This is a genomic window from Streptacidiphilus sp. ASG 303 (assembly GCF_020991365.1).
Taxonomy (GTDB): Bacteria; Actinomycetota; Actinomycetes; order Streptomycetales; family Streptomycetaceae; genus Peterkaempfera.
The window spans coordinates 14,357-29,687 of sequence record NZ_JAJLRA010000016.1 but is presented as its reverse complement, the minus strand read 5'-3'; the positions used below and the strand labels follow the sequence as shown (position 1 = coordinate 29,687).

Below are 15,331 nucleotides of genomic sequence, written 5' to 3'. Positions count from 1 at the left end.
GCGGACAATCAACCTGCGGGGGAGCGGGGTTGACCGGCAGGTCAGGTCAGCTGCCGGACACCGGCCCCGGGCCGGATCCGGGGGAACGGCACGGAGCGGCGGGGGAGCAGGTTGTGGGCCGGATCGCGGTCCGCGACGAAGGCCCGCGCCAGCGGGTCGAGCCGGTACGCGCCGAGCCGCTCGGTGGGCCGGAGCATGCCCGCCTCGACCAACTCGTCGATCAAATGGTCGGCCCCGGCCAGGATCGACTCGTCGGCCCGCAGCTCCGGCTGCGGCAGGTCCGCCAGCCGGTCGAGCAGGTCGGAGGCGGGGTCGCCGAGCTGGACGTGGGCCGAGTTGAGGACCTCGCGCAGGGAGAGGTCGCCGACGCTCAGCCAGTCCAGCAGCGCCGCGGGCCGGTCCAGCCGGTTGACGGCCCAGCGCAGCGAGGTCTCGGGGTGGGCGAGCAGTCTGCGGGTGGCGATGTCCAGGGCCAGCGGCAGGTCGCCGCAGAGCTCGGCCAGCCGGTCGGCGCTCACCGGGTCGGCCTGGGCGCGCTCCGGCAGCCTCCGGACGATCAGCGCGACCGAGTCGGCCCGGCGGAGCGGCTCCAGCCGGACCCGGTGGACGTCGCGCAGGCCGAGCAGCGAGGAGCGGCCGACCACGATGGTGGTGCTGGTCGCCGAGTCGGCCAGCAGCGGGCGGACCTGCCGCTCGCAGTGCACGTTCTCCAGCAGCACGAGCACCCTGCGCTGGGCGAGCAGCGAGCGGTAGAGTCCGGCCCGCTGGTCCGCCGCCGCCGGGATCTGCCCGGGGGGCACCCCCAGGGCCGCGAGGAGCTCGGCGAGCAGGCCCGACACGTCGTACCCGCCCGCGGGCACCGGGCCCACGTCGGCGTAGAGCTGGCCGTCCACCATGGCCGGGGCCAGGTTGTGCGCGTGGTGCAGGGCCAGGTCGCTCTTGCCGACGCCGACCGGACCGCTGATCACCACCGGGCCGGCCGGGGCCGAGGCGAGCCGGGCCAGCTCCTCGCCGCGGCCGACCGACCCCTGCGGACGGGGCGGCAGCCGGAACGGCTTCGGCAGCGCCGGCGCGGTGGCCCGGGGCGCCTGGTGCGCCGCCCGGGCCGCCGGCTCCCGGGGTGCCGACCCCCGCGCCGCCGGCTCCCGGGCCGCCGACGGCCCGGGCGGCGCGGCCGGGCGCGGCGGCACCGCCGGTATGCCGCTGCCGGCCGCCACCAGCCAGCGCCGGCGCCATTCCTCCCGGTCGCCGCCGCAGGCGGCCACGTACGCCAGCGCGACCTGCAGCGTGGGCAGCCGGTGCCCGTTGGCCGCGCTGGACAGCACCGAGGCCGAGTACATGGCGGTTGCGGCCATGTCCCGGTACGTCGGGCTGCCGGCCTCGATCCGTAGGCGGCGCAGGCGGCTCGCGAACTCCGCGACCGCCCCGCCCGATGCATCCACTGGTTTCTCCGGCCTGCCCATTCCCATCCCCTGATCTCTCGTATGCATCGCGGATGTTTCGTGTACACGTGGAGACATGGGGAGCGGGCCGGTCCGATGTCTCCGGCCGACCCGCACCCCGTGTCCGGGCATCTCCTCGGGCTGCGGGGCTCCCCCGCACGCCTCAGCGGCTGAAGCTGCCGTTCAGCGCGCCGAAGTCGAGCGCGCCGGCCAGCTCGTCGTACGTGCCCCTGTCGACCAGCTCCGCGGCGGCCCGCCGGGCCAGCGTGTAGGCGGCCTGGGCGACGGCGGTGCCGACGCTGACCCGGCGCACGCCGGCCGCCTCGAACTCGGCCACCGTCGGCGCGCCGGGACCGGCCATCACGTTGACCGGCAGCGGCTGGCCCTTCACCAGCTCGGCGATCACCGCGAGGTCGAGCAGGCCCGGCACGAACAGGCTGTCCGCCCCGGCCTCGGCGTAGACGGCCGCGCGGGCCAGCACGTCGGCCTGCCGCCCCTCGGGCGCGCCGATCTGGAAGAGGAACACGTCGGTCCGCAGGTTGACCACCAGCTCCGGCAGTCCGGCCTGCTCCGCCGCCCGCCGGGCGGCGCGGATCCTGGCCGCCTGCTCCTCGGCCGTGAAGAGCGTGCCGTCCGGCCTGGAGTCCTCGAGGTTCACGCCGACCGCGCCGGCCTCGACCACGGCGGTGACGGTCGCCGCCACGTCCTCGGGCGCGGGCCCGTACCCGCCCTCGATGTCGGCGGTCACCGGCACCTCCACGGTGTCGGCGATCCGGCGCACCAGGGCGGCCATCTCGTCCCGGGTGAGCGCCTGCTGGTCCGGCTTCCCCGCCGACCAGGCCACGCCGCCGCTGGTGGTGGCGATGGCCCGGGCGCCGCCCTGGGCGATGAGCGCCGCGCTGCCGGCGTCCCAGGCGTTCGGGAGCACCAGCACGCCCTTCTCGTGCAGTTCGCGGAGGAGGACGGCCTTGGCCTGCTGACTGTGCGCCATGACGGCACCTTTCATGAAGGGGTGTTGAACCGACATACTTCTGGATCGGGGAGAAAACGGTCCACGCGGTCACGCGGACTCCGTCACGTTGCGGCCCGCGGCCCACCGCGGCCCACCGCCCGCCGCACGCGGCCCGCGGCCGGTCCGGGGGACCGGGGTGGCGCCTCCGGTGGAGCCGGGGGAGGCGCCACCTCCGGAGCGGAACGGGACGGCCCGGGTGCGGTGGGGCGTGCGGACGGTCAGGCGAGCGCGGGCTCCTCGAGCCGGGTCTCCTGGACCGCCGGGCGCCTCGTCCCCACGGACAGCAGCGCCGCGCCGACGCTGAGGGCGCCCGCGACGTACCACGCGGGCGCGTAGGTGCCGAAGCTGTCCCGCGTGATGCCGGCCACGGTGGCGGCGAAGGCGGCGCCGAGCTGGTGCGCGGCGAAGATCCAGCCGAACACGATCGGGGCGGACATCCCGAAGTGCTCCCGGCACAGGGCGACCGTCGGCGGCACGGTGGCGATGAAGTCCATGCCGTAGAAGACGACGAACACGACCATGAAGCCGGTGACCTGCTTGTCGAACAGCTGGGGCAGGACCAGCAGCGACAGGCCGCGGAGCACGTAGTAGGCGGCCAGCAGGACCCGCGAGTCGTAGCGGTCGCTGAGCCAGCCGGACAGGACCGTGCCGATGAGGTCGAAGATCCCGATCATGGCGAGCAGGCCGGCGGCGGTGACCGTCGGCATGCCGTGGTCGTGGGCGGCGGGGATGAAGTGGGTGTTGACCAGGCCGTTGCTGGTGGCGCCGCAGATCGCGAACGCGGTCGAGAGGAACCAGAACGTCCTGGTGCGGGCGGCGCTCTTCAGGCCGTCGACGGCGAGCCGCGCCGCGTTGCCGGTGGCGGGCGGCGCGGGCACGACCTCGTCCGCCCCGTACGGCGGGATCCCGAGGTCGGCGGGGTGCTCCCGGAAGAACAGCAGCACGAGCGGCACCGTGGCGAGGGCCACCAGGGAGACCACGATCGCGGCGGTCCGCCAGCCGCCCGGCGCCTCGGAGAGCTTCGCCACCAGCGGCAGGAACACCAGCGAGCCGGTCGCGCCGCCCGCCGAGAGCAGGCCGGTGACCAGCCCCTGGCGCTTGACGAACCAGCGGGTGCCGATCGTGGCGACGAAGCCCAGGGAGATGGAGCCGGCGCCCAGGCCGACCAGCACGCCCCAGAGCATCACGAGCTGCCAGGACGCGGTCATGAAGACGGTCAGTCCGCTGCCGAGGGCGATCAGCGTCATGGCGCCCGCGGTCACCTTGCGCACGCCGAAGCGCTCCATCAGCGCGGAGGCGAACGGCGCGGTGACGCCGTAGAGGGCGAGGTTGACGGACATGGCGAATCCGATGGTCCCGGTGGACCATCCGAACTCGCGTTGCAGCGGCTCCACCAGGGCACCGGGGGTCGCCCGGAACCCAGCCGCCGCGACCAGTGCGACGAATCCGATGGCCGCGATCATCCACGGCCAGACGTGCTTGTGACGAATCATCTGCCCAGCGTGATCGATGCCGCACCGGCCCGGGAAGCGGAGCGGGGACACCCTGTCAGGTCCGCTGCGGCCGCAGGTCCGCCGGGGCGCTCAGCCGCCGACCGTGAGCTGCCGCGCCGACGTCGCCTCGTCGATGTCGGACGAGCGCACGGTCACCGCGACCGTCCAGTCGCCGGCCGGCGCGAGCCGGACCGCACCCGACCAGCGTCCGGCGCCGTCCGGCCGGAGCGCCGGCCGCAGCGGCCCGAGGTCCCGGGCGGGCAGCGTGAAGGCCAGGCGGACCTCCGGCTCGTCCGCCGGCCCCCCGCCCGCCTCGGCCAGCCGCAGCCGGACGGTCCAGCCCCCGGTTGCCGCCGGGACGAGGACCACCGTCGCCGTGCCCCTGGCGTTCGCGGTCCGGCCGCCCGTGTCGAACGGGATCCTCAGCGTGGCGGTCCGGCCCGGTGCGGCGTCGGCGGCCGGCGCGGCCGGGCTCCGCGGGGCGGACCCGCCCGCCGCGGACGCCGTCCGCCCGGGCGGTGAGGAGGTGAGCACCGTGGTCACCGCGAGCACCACCACGGCCACGGCCGACTCCGCCAGGACGGAGCGCCGCAGGCCCGCCCGCGCGGACCCGCCCTCCCGCGCGGACCCGCCCTCCCGCGCCTCCGTGCCGGTCCGCAGGCGGGCGAGGCGGGACCGGGAGACCCACGCCGCCGCGACCATGAGGGCCACGCATCCGATCTTGACCAGCAGCAGCCGCCCGTACCCGGTGCCGGACAGGGCGCCCCAGGAGCCCACCTCGCGCCAGGACCGGTACAGCCCCGTCAGGACCAGCACCGTCACCGAGACGAGGGCCACCCGGGAGAAGCGCTCCACCGCCGCGGGCGCGATCCCCTGACGGAGCCCGGCCGCCAGCGTCGCCAGACCGCCCAGCCAGGCCGCCATCGCCAGCAGGTGCAGTGCGGTCACCGGCAGGGCCAGCCAGACCTGGGCGCCCTCGGAGGAGTGGTCCGTCACGACCCAGGTCGCCGACAGCCCGACCGCCAGCGCCAGTCCGGCCGTGCCGAGCCGTGACCGGGACCGCCCGGCCGCCTCGGTGCCGGGCCGGCCCAGCTGTCCCACGAGCAGCACCAGGAACACGCCGCCCGCGGCGAGCAGCAGCAGCCTGGCCGCCAGCGCGAGGTAGATCCGCTCGTCCACGGGGACGTGGACGTGCGCCGACGCGGGATCCGCCGACGGCGCGATGCCGCCGCCCTGTTCGTACGGGCCGCGCAGCATCATCAGCACCACGGTGGAGCCCAGCAGGCCGATCCAGCCGGCCGCCAGCAGCCGCTGCACCTGCGGGACGGACGCGCCGGCCGGCCAGCAGACCAGGACGAACGCCACCGCCCCCGCCAGCAGGGCGAACGCGGCGTACGCGACCGCGCGCCCGGTGCCGTACAGGAAGGCGACCAGGCCGTCCGTCCGGGGGCCCCGGAGCGCCGCGACCGGGACGGAGCCGGCCGACGGCGCCCCGACGGAGAACGTGAAGGCGCCGTCGAGCGGGTGCGAGTCCGCGGAGACCACCCGCCAGGCCACCGTGTAGGTGCCGTCGGCGAGGCCGCCGCGCAGGGCGACCCGCACGGTGTCGGCCCGGCCGCCGGGGTGCCCCGGGGCGCCCGCGTCGACCCGCCCGCCCGCCGGGTCGAAGACCCGGAGGGAGTCGGCGGGCAGTGTCACTCCCTCGCCGAAGGTGAGCGTGACGGCGGACGGCGCCCTCGGCACCACCGACTCCTGCGCCGGGCCGGTGGAGACGAGCGCCGCGTGCGCGGACGCCGTGCCCGCCCCGCCGAGCACGGCCAGCACGGCCGCGAGCACCGCGACCAGCGCCCCGACGGCCCGGCGCACCCGCACGGATCCCGTGGTCATACCTGACTGCTCCCCCGTCGGTGGACGACCGGCCCGCCCGGCTCCCCCGCGGGGGACGGCGGCGAGCCCTGCCCGTGGACGGCCGCCCGCAGCCGGTCCGCGGTTCCGGGTGCCGACGGGCCCTGACATTATGACCGCCGCCCCGCCGGCGGGTTGTCCAGCGTCAGGGCGGTGCAGCGGATCCCGCCGCCGCCCTTGGCCAGTTCGGACGTGCCGAGTTCGACCACCTCCAGGCCGCGGTCGCGCAGGGCGGCGGCCAGCCGCGGTGCGCCCCGGGTCATGGTCACGGTGGTCCCGTCGCTGACGAGGTTCAGCGCGAACCGCGCCGCCTCCTCGGCGGACACCTCGACCAGGTCGGGCCCGAGCCTGCGCAGGGTCCGCTGACTGCGTGCCTCGAGGGCCTCCGGGCAGTACGCCAGGATGTCCGGGGAGACGACGGCGACGGCCAGGTCGAGGTCGTACCAGCGGGGTCCCGCCGTGCGCAGCGGCACCACCTCGTACTCCAGCTCGCGGGCGAGCAGCGGGAGCATCCGCACGTCGGTGCGCTGGCCGTACGCCGCCAGCAGCAGGTCGCCGCAGGCCAGCGCGTCGCCCTGGCCGCTGAAGGCGTGGGGTGCCCCGACGACCTCGAACCCCCGGTCGGCCAGCCACTCCCGGAAGTACGGCACCTCGTTCCTCCGCTCGGGCGGCGGGCAGCCCAGGACGGCCCGGTCGCCGCGGACCACGGCGGCGTTGGCGGTGAACACCATGTCCGGGCACTCCGGTGCGGACGGCAGGTACTCGACCTTGCGGCCGGCCGTGAGGTGCGCGGCCACGATCGCCTGGTGCTCGGCGAGCGCCGCCTCGGTGTCGGGCTGGACCGCGGTGTCCATGTAGGGGTTGATCGCGTAGTCGACCCGGAAGTGGCTCGCGTCGGAGACAAGGAGTTCGCTGTTCACGGTGCCCTCACTCTGATGGTCTGCTGGAGCCCGCCCGGTCGGGCGGGCCCGGTGCGGAGCCAGTCCGGGGCGCCGTCCGGCCCGGCCGCGGCGACGCCGCACGCACCGGGCCCGCGGAACGGGCCGGGCCGGACCTCGCGCGGCCCCGCCGGCCGGGCCGACGGCGGACTCCGGTACCGGATCGGGACGATCGGCGTCCGCGTCGACCGAGTCCACCAGCGCGTCGGATTGATCGCGAGCCCCGGACGGCAGGAGCAATCAAGTCCGCGACGGGGTGCGTCCGTCCGCCGCCGGGGTGTTTCCCGGACACACGCGGAATCGCCTCCGGACCTGACGGAGTCCGCCCCGGACTTCCGGAGAAGGGCCGCCGGCGGGTGAGGGGTCGCGGAGGATTCGCCCGCCCGTTCCGGACGGCTCCGGAATGCTCCGGACAACCCCGGATTCCGGCGCGCGGAGGAGTTCCGGGGACCTGACGAAGTTGACCGCCGCGCGTTGTCCGCCCGGTGCCGCGACAGCACACTCGGCGAAGGCCGTCCGCCGGTGCGGCGCGGACGGCGGCCCGGCGTCCGGACACGCCCTCTCCGAGACGGTGAACCCCTCACGACCACGGAGGTCCCTAGTGACCAGCGACGCGATCGCGACCCGACCGGCCGCAGCCGGGTCCGCCCTCCCGGAGGGCCGGGACGGCCTCCGGAGGGCGCTTCCCGCACGGCAGCAGCCGCAGTGGGAGGACCTCGACCTCCTGGCCGAGGTCACCTTCGACCTCGCCGACCGGCCGGGTCTCGTCACCGCCGGGGAGGCGGCCGAACTGCGCGGCCTGCTGGCCGGGGTGGCGGCCGGCCGGTTCCACGTGGTCCAGGCGGGGGACTGCGCCGAGGACCCCGCCGAGTGCGGGCCCGGACACGTCGCCCGCAAGGCGGCGCTGCTCGAGGCGCTGGCCGGGGTGATGTCCATGAACACCCTGCTGCCCACGCTCAGGGTCGGCCGGATGGCGGGCCAGTTCGCCAAGCCGCGCTCCCGCCCCACCGAGCTGGTGGACGGGGTGGAGCTGCCGGTCTACCGGGGCCACATGGTCAACGGCCCGGAGCCGGACGCGCGGCTGCGGCGCCCGGATCCGCGGCGGCTGCTGTCGGGCTACGAGGCGGCCGGCCGGGCCGTGGAGGCGCTGCGGAGCCGGACCGCCCTGCAGCCCCCGGCCCTCGCCACCCCGGTGTGGACCAGCCATGAGGCGCTGCTGCTGGACTACGAGGTGCCGCTGGTCCGCTCGGACGACAGCGGCCGGCGCTACCTCGCCTCGACCCACTGGCCCTGGATCGGCTACCGCACCAACCAGGTGGACGGCGCCCACGTGGCGCTGCTGGCGTCGGTGGCCAACCCGGTGGCCTCCAAGGTCGGGCCGGGCACGGCGACCGGCGACCTGCTGGCCCTGTGCGAACGGCTCGACCCCGACCGCGAGCCGGGCCGGCTCACGCTGATCGCCAGGATGGGCGCGGACGCGGTCGCCGGGCGGCTGCCGGCCATGGCCGCGGCCGTGCGCGACGCCGGGCACCCGGTCGTCTGGCTGTCGGACCCGATGCACGGCAACACGGTCGGCGGGCCGGGCGGCCTCAAGACCAGGCTCGTGGAGACCGTGGTCCGCGAGGTGAGGGAATTCCAGGACGCCATCGGCGACGCCGGCGCGGTCGCCGGCGGCCTGCATCTCGAGACCACGCCTGACGACGTCTCCGAATGCGTCCACGACGGGCGGTCCGTGGAAAGCCTCGGGGACCGGTACACGAGTCTCTGCGACCCGCGGCTGAATCCGGCGCAGGCCCTGGAGGTCGCCGCCGCCTGGCGGGGCCGGCCGCTCCCGCGGTGACGGGCGCCGCTTTCCGATGGTTCCTCAGTACTGATTCTTCCTCAGCGGAATTCCCGGTCGGCCGCGGTCGACCGCCGTCGAATGTCGGGGGCCCGATGCAGATCGATGGAATACGCGGCAAGGCCGCGCTGGTCACCGGGGCGGCCGGCGGCATAGGCGGGGCCGTGGTGCGCACCCTCGCCGCAGGCGGCGCCGCGGTCGCGATGGTCGACCGGGACGCCGGCCGGCTCGAGGAGCTCGCCGGGGAGGTGCGCGACTCCGGCGGGCGGGCGGAGGCGTTCCCCGCCGACGTGACCGACAGCGCCGCCGTCGAGGCCGTCGTCGACCGGGTCGAGCGGCGCCTCGGCCCGCTGGACTGCCTCGTCAACGCCGCCGGGGTGCTGCGCCCGGGCCGGGCGCGGGACCTCACCGACGAGGACTGGGCGGCCACCTTCGCGGTGAACACCGCGGGCGTCTTCTTCGTCTCGCGCGCCGTGGTCAACCGGATGGCCGGGCGCCGGCGGGGCGCCGTCGTGACGGTGGCGTCCAACGCGGCCGGCACCCCCCGGGTGGACATGGCCGCGTACGCGGCGTCCAAGGCCGCCGCGACCATGTTCACCAAGTGCCTGGGCCTGGAGGTGTCGCGCCTCGGCATCCGCTGCAACGTGGTGGCCCCCGGCTCCACCGACACCCCGATGCTGACCGCCCTGTGGGACGACGGCGCGGAGCAGGCGTCGGTCGACGGCGTGTCCTCCGCCTTCCGCGTCGGCATCCCGCTGGGGCGCATCGCGCGGCCCCGGCACATCGCCGACGCGGTGGTGTTCCTGCTCTCCGACCAGGCCGCCCACATCACGATGCACGACCTCACCGTCGACGGCGGTGCGGCGCTCGGCCACTAGGCCGTGCCCGGCCGTTCGCGCCGGGCGGGAACGACCGGACACGACCGGACACGACCGGACACGACCGGACACGACCGGACGCGGCCCAGGGCCGCTCCGGCCTCCAGAGAGGACACGCCCCGTATGGGAATCCCGGCCATCGCGGCCTACCCGATGCCGACCGAGGACGAGTTGCCGGAGAACACCGCCCGGTGGACGGTGGACCCGCGGCGGGCGGTCCTGCTGGTCCACGACATGCAGAAGTACTTCATCCGGCCCTTCCCCGCCGACCGGTCCCCGGTGACGGAGCTGCTCCGCAACCTCACCGCCCTGCGGGAGCGCTGCGCGGAGCTCGGCGTCCCGGTCGCCTACACCACCCAGCCCGGCGGGATGACGGAGGAGCAGCGCGGCCTGCTGAGGGACTTCTGGGGCTCCGGGATGACGGCCGCCCCGGAGCACCGCGAGGTGGTCGACCCGATCCGGCCCGGGGTGGGCGACCTGGTGCTGACCAAGTGGCGCTACAGCGCCTTCCACCGCACCCGGCTCCTCACGTGCATGCAGGCGCGGGGGCGCGACCAGCTCATCGTGTGCGGCGTGTACGCCCACGTCGGCGTCCTCATGACCAGCATGGACGCCTTCACCTCCGACATCCAGCCGTTCCTCGTCGCCGACGCCGTCGCGGACTTCTCCCCCGAGCACCACCGGTTCGCCCTGCGCTACGCCGCCGACCGCTGCGCGATGACGGTGACGACCGCCACCGTCCTCCGGCAGCTCGCGCCGGTGGGGGCCGGCGGCCGCACCCGACGGGTGGGCGGGCCATGACGCGCCCAGCGGGGGCCGGTCCGCACGGCGGGGCACTCCTCGGGCAGGTCCTGGCCGCGCGGCACGCGGACTTCGCGTTGCTGCACCGGCCGCGGACGGGGCCGGCCGGGCGGATCGAGGTGCTGGTCGGCGACACCGCCGAGGTCGCCGCCCTGGCCGACATCCCGCTGAGCAGCGGCGCCCCCGGTCCGGACGGGGCGCCGGCCGGGGGCGCCGGGCACGAGGTGCTGGCCGTGGTCCCCTACCGGCAGCTCGCCGAGCGCGGGTTCGAGGCGGTGGACGACGGAGCCCCGGTGATCACGCTGCGCGTCCGTGCGCAGGCGTCGGTCCCCGTCGGCGAGGCGCTCGCGCAGCTGCCGGACATCCGGACCGACCTGGTCGGCGGCGCCTTCGACATCGACGACGCGGCCTACGCGGACATCGTCCGCCGGGTGGTCGCCGAGGAGATCGGCGCCGGCGAGGGCGCCAACTTCGTGGTCAGGCGGACCTTCACCGCGGACATCTCCGACTACTCGCCGCTCTCGGCGCTGGCCGTCTTCCGCCGCCTGGTGGAGCGGGAGCGGGGGGCGTACTGGACCTTCGTCGTCCACGCGGGCGGCAGGACGTTCGTCGGCGCGACCCCGGAGCGGCACCTGAGCCTGTCCCGCGGGGTCGCGGTCATGAACCCGATCAGCGGAACCTACCGGTACCCGGCGCAGGGCCCCACGCTGACCGGGATGCTGGCCTTCCTGGCGGACCCCAAGGAGGCCGACGAGCTCGCGATGGTCGTCGACGAGGAACTGAAGATGGTGGCCCGCGTCAGCGACTCCGGGGTCCGGGCGAGCGGTCCGCACCTGGTCGAGATGGCCGGCCTGGCGCACACGGAGTACGTCGTCGAGGGCCGGACGACCGCCGACGTCCGCGACGTCCTCCGGGAGACCCTGTTCGCGCCGACGGTGACCGGCAGCCCGCTGGAGAGCGCGGCCAGGGTCGTCCGCAGGTTCGAGCCGCACGGCCGCGGCTACTACAGCGGCGTGGCGGCGCTCATCGGCCGCGACGCCGAGGGCGGCCGCACGCTGGACTCCGCGATCCTGATCCGGACCGCCGTCATCGACGCCGCGGGCCGGACGACCGTCGGGGTGGGCGCCACCCTGGTCCGCGACTCCGACCCGGAGGCGGAGGCGGCCGAGACCCGGGCCAAGGCGGCCGGGCTGCTGTCCGCCCTCGGCCACCGGTCCCCGACGCGGCGGACCGCCCCGCGCCCGCGGCCGGCTCCGGGGGCACCGTCCTTCGCCCGGCACCCCGACGTCCTCGCCGCACTGCGGCAGCGCAACAGCGCCCTCTCCTCCTTCTGGCTGGAGGACGGGCCCGCTGCCCGTCCGGTGCCCGGGCTCGCCGGCCGGACGGTGCTGGTGGTGGACGCCGAGGACACCTTCACCGCGATGTGGGACCACCAGCTGCGCTCGCTCGGGACGACCGTGACCGTACGCCGGTTCGACGAGGCGTACGACACCGGCGGGTACGACCTCGTCGTGCTCGGGCCCGGGCCCGGGGACCCGCGGCGGCGGCACCACCCGAAGATCGCCCGCCTGCGCGCCGTCACGCGCCGGCTGCTGGACGAGGGGCGGCCGTTCCTCTCGGTGTGCCTGAGCCACCAGGTGCTGAGCGGCCTGCTCGGCCTCGAGCTGGTCCGCAGGGACCGCCCCGACCAGGGCGTGCAGAAGAAGATCGACCTCTTCGGCCGGTCCGAGCTGGTCGGCTTCTACAACACCTTCGCGGCGCGCGCGGACGCGGACCTGATCGTCGCCCCGGGCGTGGCGGGCGCCGTCGAGGTCTGCCGGGACCGGGGGACCGGGCAGGTCCACGCCCTGCGCGGCCCGGGCTTCCGCTCGGTCCAGTTCCACCCGGAGTCGCTGCTCAGCCAGAACGGCGTGCGCGTCACGGCCGACCTGCTCGCCTCCCTCCTGGAGGAGCGGACCCTCCCTGCGGACCGGGGCGCCGCCCCCCTGACGACGGGGCCCCGGGTGCCGCGGTCCGCCGGCGGGACGGGCGGCCGCCGGCCGGACCACCGCCCCGACCCCCCGATCCTGCGCCAGGGGCTCCGCACCGGCCCGCCGGCTCACTAGGATGACCGCGCCGATCGAAGGGGGAGAGGGCATGACGGGCGGACGGCTCCGGCATCTGCGTGCGGCTGCGGTGAACATCGACGGTGTGATGCTGAACGACACCTTCAGTCCGGTGATCCACCACTTCATCGTCAGCCGGGGCGGCGTCTACACGGCGGAGCTGGAACGGCGGATCTTCTCGCAGCGGCAGGCCGAGGCCGCGCAGGTGATCGCCGAGGCGGCGGGCGTCGACTGGCCGCCGGAGAAGGTCCGGGAGGTCTACTTCCGCGAGAGGGCCGAGTACCTCGAGCGCCACCCGGTGCGGATCCTCGACGGAGCGGTCGCCCTGGCCGGGCTGCTCCGCTCGGTGGGACTGCGCACGGTCTGCTACGGCGGCCTCGACCGCTCCCACTTCGACAGCGCCCTGGGCGGGCACGCCGGCCTCTTCGACGACCCCGGGTACGTGTGCACCGACGCCTACCGCCCCGGGATCCGCGAGATCGTCACGGAGACGTTCGGGCTCCGGCCCGACCAGGTGCTCGTCATCGACGACGTGGCGCGGGTCGCCGAGACCGCCCGCGGACTCGGGGTGCCCTTCATCGGGAACCCCAGCGACTTCGAGCACGGCTTCCAGCGCGAGGCGATGCGCGAGGCGGGCGTGCGGCACCTGGTGCGGTCGCCGGCCGGGATCGGGGAGGACCTGCTGCGGACCCTGGACGCCGAGGCCGAGGCCGGGACCTGCTGGCGCGGCTGACGGCCGGACCCCCTGCGCCGTGCGCACACGGACCGGCGGATTCCCGTTCGCGGGCCGCCGGTTTGCGCTATGAATCCAGCATGACACCACATGGGAGTGGGCTCCTTGCCGGCAAGGTGGCCCTCATAACGGGTGCGAGCAGCGGGATCGGCGCCGCAGCCGCACGGGTCTTCGCACGCGAAGGCGCTTCCGTGCTGCTCGTCGCCCGGCGGGAGAGGCAGCTGGCCGACCTGGTCGACGAGCTGCAGGCCGACGGCCACAAGGCCCGGTACGCGGTCGCCGACGTGGCGCGCAGCGGCGAGGTCGCGGAGGCGGTGCGGGCCGCGGTCGAGCACTTCGGGCGGCTGGACGCGGCCTTCAACAACGCCGGGTACGGCGCGGAGCGGACGCCCCTCCACCTGATGGACGACCAGGTCTACGACCAGATCATGGACACGAACGTCCGCGGCGTCTGGAACTGCCTGCGCCACGAGATCACCGCGATGCTGGAGACGGGCGGCGGCTCCATCGTCAACACCACCAGCGTGGGCGGCCTGGTGGCGACGCCGGTCGCGGCGCCCTACGTCACCTCCAAGCACGCGGTCGTCGGCCTGACGCGGGCGGCGGCGGCGGAGTACGCCGCCCAGGGGATCCGGGTCAACGCGGTGGCCCCGGGGACGACGCGCAGCGAGATGGTGACCGAGTGGTTCCGGGCCGACCCCGCCGTGGAGCCGATGCTCCACCAGCTCACCCCGCAGGCGCGGACGGCCGAGCCCGAGGAGATCGCCGAGGCGGCCGCCTGGCTCTGCAGCGACCGCGCCTCGTTCGCCACCGGTGTGGTCCTGCCGGTGGACGGCGGGTTCACGATCCTGTGACCGGACGGCGGACGGGGTCCCGCTCCTGCGGGACCCCGTCCGCCGTGCCCGTCCGCCGTGCCCGTCCGCCGTGCCCGTCCGCCGTGCCCGTCCGCCGTGCCCGTCCGCCGTGCCCGTCCGCCGTGCCCGTCCGCCGTGCCCTGCGGGCCCGGCCCCCCTGCCCGGCCCCCCGCCCGCGCGGCGCGGCCTACGCGGTGGGGACCGCGAGGGTGATGGTGGTGGTGAACGCGGTCCGGCCGTCCTGCTCGGCCCGCACGGACACGGTCCTGACCGCCGGATCGGGCGAGTCGTGCTCCTCCGCCTCGATCAGGCAGGGGGCGTCGAACTCCACGTACCGCTCGAAGGAGCTCTCGGCCGCGACCGCCGTGCTGCCGGGGGCGAGGAGGCGCGTGACCTGCCGGGCGGCCTCCAGCAGCACCATCCCGGGGATGTGGTCGCCCGGGTGCTCGAAGAGCACGGGGTGGCGCCGGTCGGCCCGGAGCAGCCAGCGGCGCGGGCCGTCGCCGGGGGAGAGCACGACGTCCGGGGCGTACCGGCGGTCGACCAGCGCGGGCTCGACCGGCTCGGCCAGCGGCATCCCGGTGCCCGGCCCCGGCGCCAGCCGCCCGCCGCGGATCCGGCGGTAGACCTCCGGCCGGAGCATGGTGGCCTTCGCCAGGCCCGAGCCCATCGGCCGGCCGTCGCGCAGGATGTCGATGCCGACCTCCACCCCGGCCACCTGGCCGCCCGTACGGCGGAGCTTCGAGCAGGTGACGGACAGCGACAGCTCGGCCGGAGCCCCGAGGACCTCCAGCTGCGCCGGTTCGCACCGGTACTGGAGGCTGTTCAGGATGAAGTGGCTGTTCAGCGGGACGCCGTACTCGGCGTGCGAGACCAGGGTGCCGACCTGGCGGATGGTCTCCGCGACCAGCGTCGAGTCGTAGTACAGCCCGCACGGGGACGTGAAGTAGCTGTGCGCACGCGGCCACTGGGCGGAGGCGATGAAGCGGGAGTCGTCCAGGCGCAGCCAGTCGGTCAGCAGGACCTCGGCCACGGAGGCGCGGTGGACGTACTCCTTGGGCACCGTGGTGGTGAACCGCCTGTGCTGCCGCTGTGACGGGATGAAGACGTTCGCGGAGGAGCCGTGGAGCTGCGGGAACGCGGAGAGCGGAGCGTCCGGTTCCACGTCGATCGAGAGCAAGGGTGTGGACATGTCCCCCCCAAAGGAGATTCGAACCCCTGTCGGCTGGCCGCTACAATACAGGTCGGCCGGTATGTTTTATACAGGTCGGCCCTGGTGACTTGATACGTTGTCGTACCAACCGTCCCGGCCATCGCCCGGGCAGCGACG

The 15,331-nt window shown here is 75.5% G+C and carries 12 protein-coding genes; 6 read left to right on the top strand and 6 right to left on the bottom strand.

Annotated features, from left to right (window positions below):
- Positions 1-41 precede the first annotated feature (41 nt).
- The 5 genes from LO771_RS19690 to LO771_RS19670 form a co-directional block, all read right to left on the bottom strand.
- On the bottom strand, positions 42-1,442 hold the full coding sequence (locus tag LO771_RS19690; RefSeq protein ID WP_230654307.1) for a helix-turn-helix transcriptional regulator: 1,401 nt from the start codon (positions 1,440-1,442) through the stop codon (positions 42-44).
- A gap of 163 nt (positions 1,443-1,605) precedes the next feature.
- Positions 1,606-2,433, bottom strand: coding sequence for an isocitrate lyase/phosphoenolpyruvate mutase family protein (locus LO771_RS19685; protein WP_230654305.1), 828 nt, complete (start codon positions 2,431-2,433; stop codon positions 1,606-1,608).
- 239 nt (positions 2,434-2,672) lie between these two features.
- On the bottom strand, positions 2,673-3,947 hold the full coding sequence (locus LO771_RS19680; protein ID WP_230654303.1) for an MFS transporter: 1,275 nt from the start codon (positions 3,945-3,947) through the stop codon (positions 2,673-2,675).
- Positions 3,948-4,037: 90 nt separating this feature from the next.
- Positions 4,038-5,834 (bottom strand): copper resistance protein CopC, encoded by a 1,797-nt coding sequence (locus LO771_RS19675; RefSeq protein WP_230654302.1) that lies wholly within the window; start codon positions 5,832-5,834, stop codon positions 4,038-4,040.
- Between the two features lie 128 nt (positions 5,835-5,962).
- Positions 5,963-6,772, bottom strand: a complete 810-nt coding sequence (locus LO771_RS19670; protein ID WP_230654300.1) for a dimethylarginine dimethylaminohydrolase family protein — start codon at positions 6,770-6,772, stop codon at positions 5,963-5,965.
- Between the two features lie 619 nt (positions 6,773-7,391).
- On the opposite strand from LO771_RS19670, the gene LO771_RS19665 reads away from it, so the two are divergent.
- The 6 genes from LO771_RS19665 (at position 7,392) to LO771_RS19640 (ending at position 14,001) form a co-directional block, all read left to right on the top strand.
- Positions 7,392-8,630, top strand: a complete 1,239-nt coding sequence (locus LO771_RS19665) for a 3-deoxy-7-phosphoheptulonate synthase (RefSeq protein WP_230654298.1) — start codon at positions 7,392-7,394, stop codon at positions 8,628-8,630.
- 95 nt (positions 8,631-8,725) lie between these two features.
- Positions 8,726-9,508, top strand: a complete 783-nt coding sequence (locus tag LO771_RS19660) for a 2,3-dihydro-2,3-dihydroxybenzoate dehydrogenase (protein ID WP_230654296.1) — start codon at positions 8,726-8,728, stop codon at positions 9,506-9,508.
- 123 nt (positions 9,509-9,631) lie between these two features.
- A complete protein-coding gene (locus LO771_RS19655; protein ID WP_230654294.1) occupies positions 9,632-10,309 on the top strand; it encodes an isochorismatase family protein in 678 nt (225 codons plus the stop codon).
- Positions 10,306-12,414, top strand: a complete 2,109-nt coding sequence (locus LO771_RS19650; RefSeq protein ID WP_304944843.1) for an anthranilate synthase family protein — start codon at positions 10,306-10,308, stop codon at positions 12,412-12,414. Before LO771_RS19655 ends, LO771_RS19650 begins: the two co-directional genes overlap by 4 nt.
- A gap of 31 nt (positions 12,415-12,445) precedes the next feature.
- Complete coding sequence (locus LO771_RS19645) at positions 12,446-13,147, top strand: HAD family phosphatase (RefSeq protein ID WP_230654293.1); 702 nt, start codon at positions 12,446-12,448, stop codon at positions 13,145-13,147.
- An 80-nt stretch (positions 13,148-13,227) separates the two neighbouring features.
- Positions 13,228-14,001: an SDR family NAD(P)-dependent oxidoreductase gene (locus LO771_RS19640; protein ID WP_230654291.1), complete on the top strand. Its 774-nt coding sequence runs from the start codon at positions 13,228-13,230 to the stop codon at positions 13,999-14,001.
- 187 nt (positions 14,002-14,188) lie between these two features.
- Here the strand turns inward: LO771_RS19640 and LO771_RS19635 are convergent, their stop codons facing one another.
- Positions 14,189-15,193 (bottom strand): ScbA/BarX family gamma-butyrolactone biosynthesis protein, encoded by a 1,005-nt coding sequence (locus LO771_RS19635; protein ID WP_230654290.1) that lies wholly within the window; start codon positions 15,191-15,193, stop codon positions 14,189-14,191.
- Positions 15,194-15,331 lie beyond the last annotated feature (138 nt).

Excerpts from the sequence above, each read along its gene's own strand:
- LO771_RS19685 (WP_230654305.1), bottom strand. The coding sequence starts at position 2,433 with ATGGCGCACAGTCAGCAGGCCAAGGCCGTCCTCCTCCGCGAACTGCAC.
- LO771_RS19680 (WP_230654303.1), bottom strand. The coding sequence starts at position 3,947 with ATGATTCGTCACAAGCACGTCTGGCCGTGGATGATCGCGGCCATCGGA.
- LO771_RS19675 (WP_230654302.1), bottom strand. The coding sequence starts at position 5,834 with ATGACCACGGGATCCGTGCGGGTGCGCCGGGCCGTCGGGGCGCTGGTC.
- LO771_RS19660 (WP_230654296.1), top strand. The coding sequence starts at position 8,726 with ATGCAGATCGATGGAATACGCGGCAAGGCCGCGCTGGTCACCGGGGCG.
- LO771_RS19655 (WP_230654294.1), top strand. The coding sequence starts at position 9,632 with ATGGGAATCCCGGCCATCGCGGCCTACCCGATGCCGACCGAGGACGAG.
- LO771_RS19650 (WP_304944843.1), top strand. The coding sequence starts at position 10,306 with ATGACGCGCCCAGCGGGGGCCGGTCCGCACGGCGGGGCACTCCTCGGG.
- LO771_RS19645 (WP_230654293.1), top strand. The coding sequence starts at position 12,446 with ATGACGGGCGGACGGCTCCGGCATCTGCGTGCGGCTGCGGTGAACATC.
- LO771_RS19640 (WP_230654291.1), top strand. The coding sequence starts at position 13,228 with ATGACACCACATGGGAGTGGGCTCCTTGCCGGCAAGGTGGCCCTCATA.
- LO771_RS19635 (WP_230654290.1), bottom strand. The coding sequence starts at position 15,193 with ATGTCCACACCCTTGCTCTCGATCGACGTGGAACCGGACGCTCCGCTC.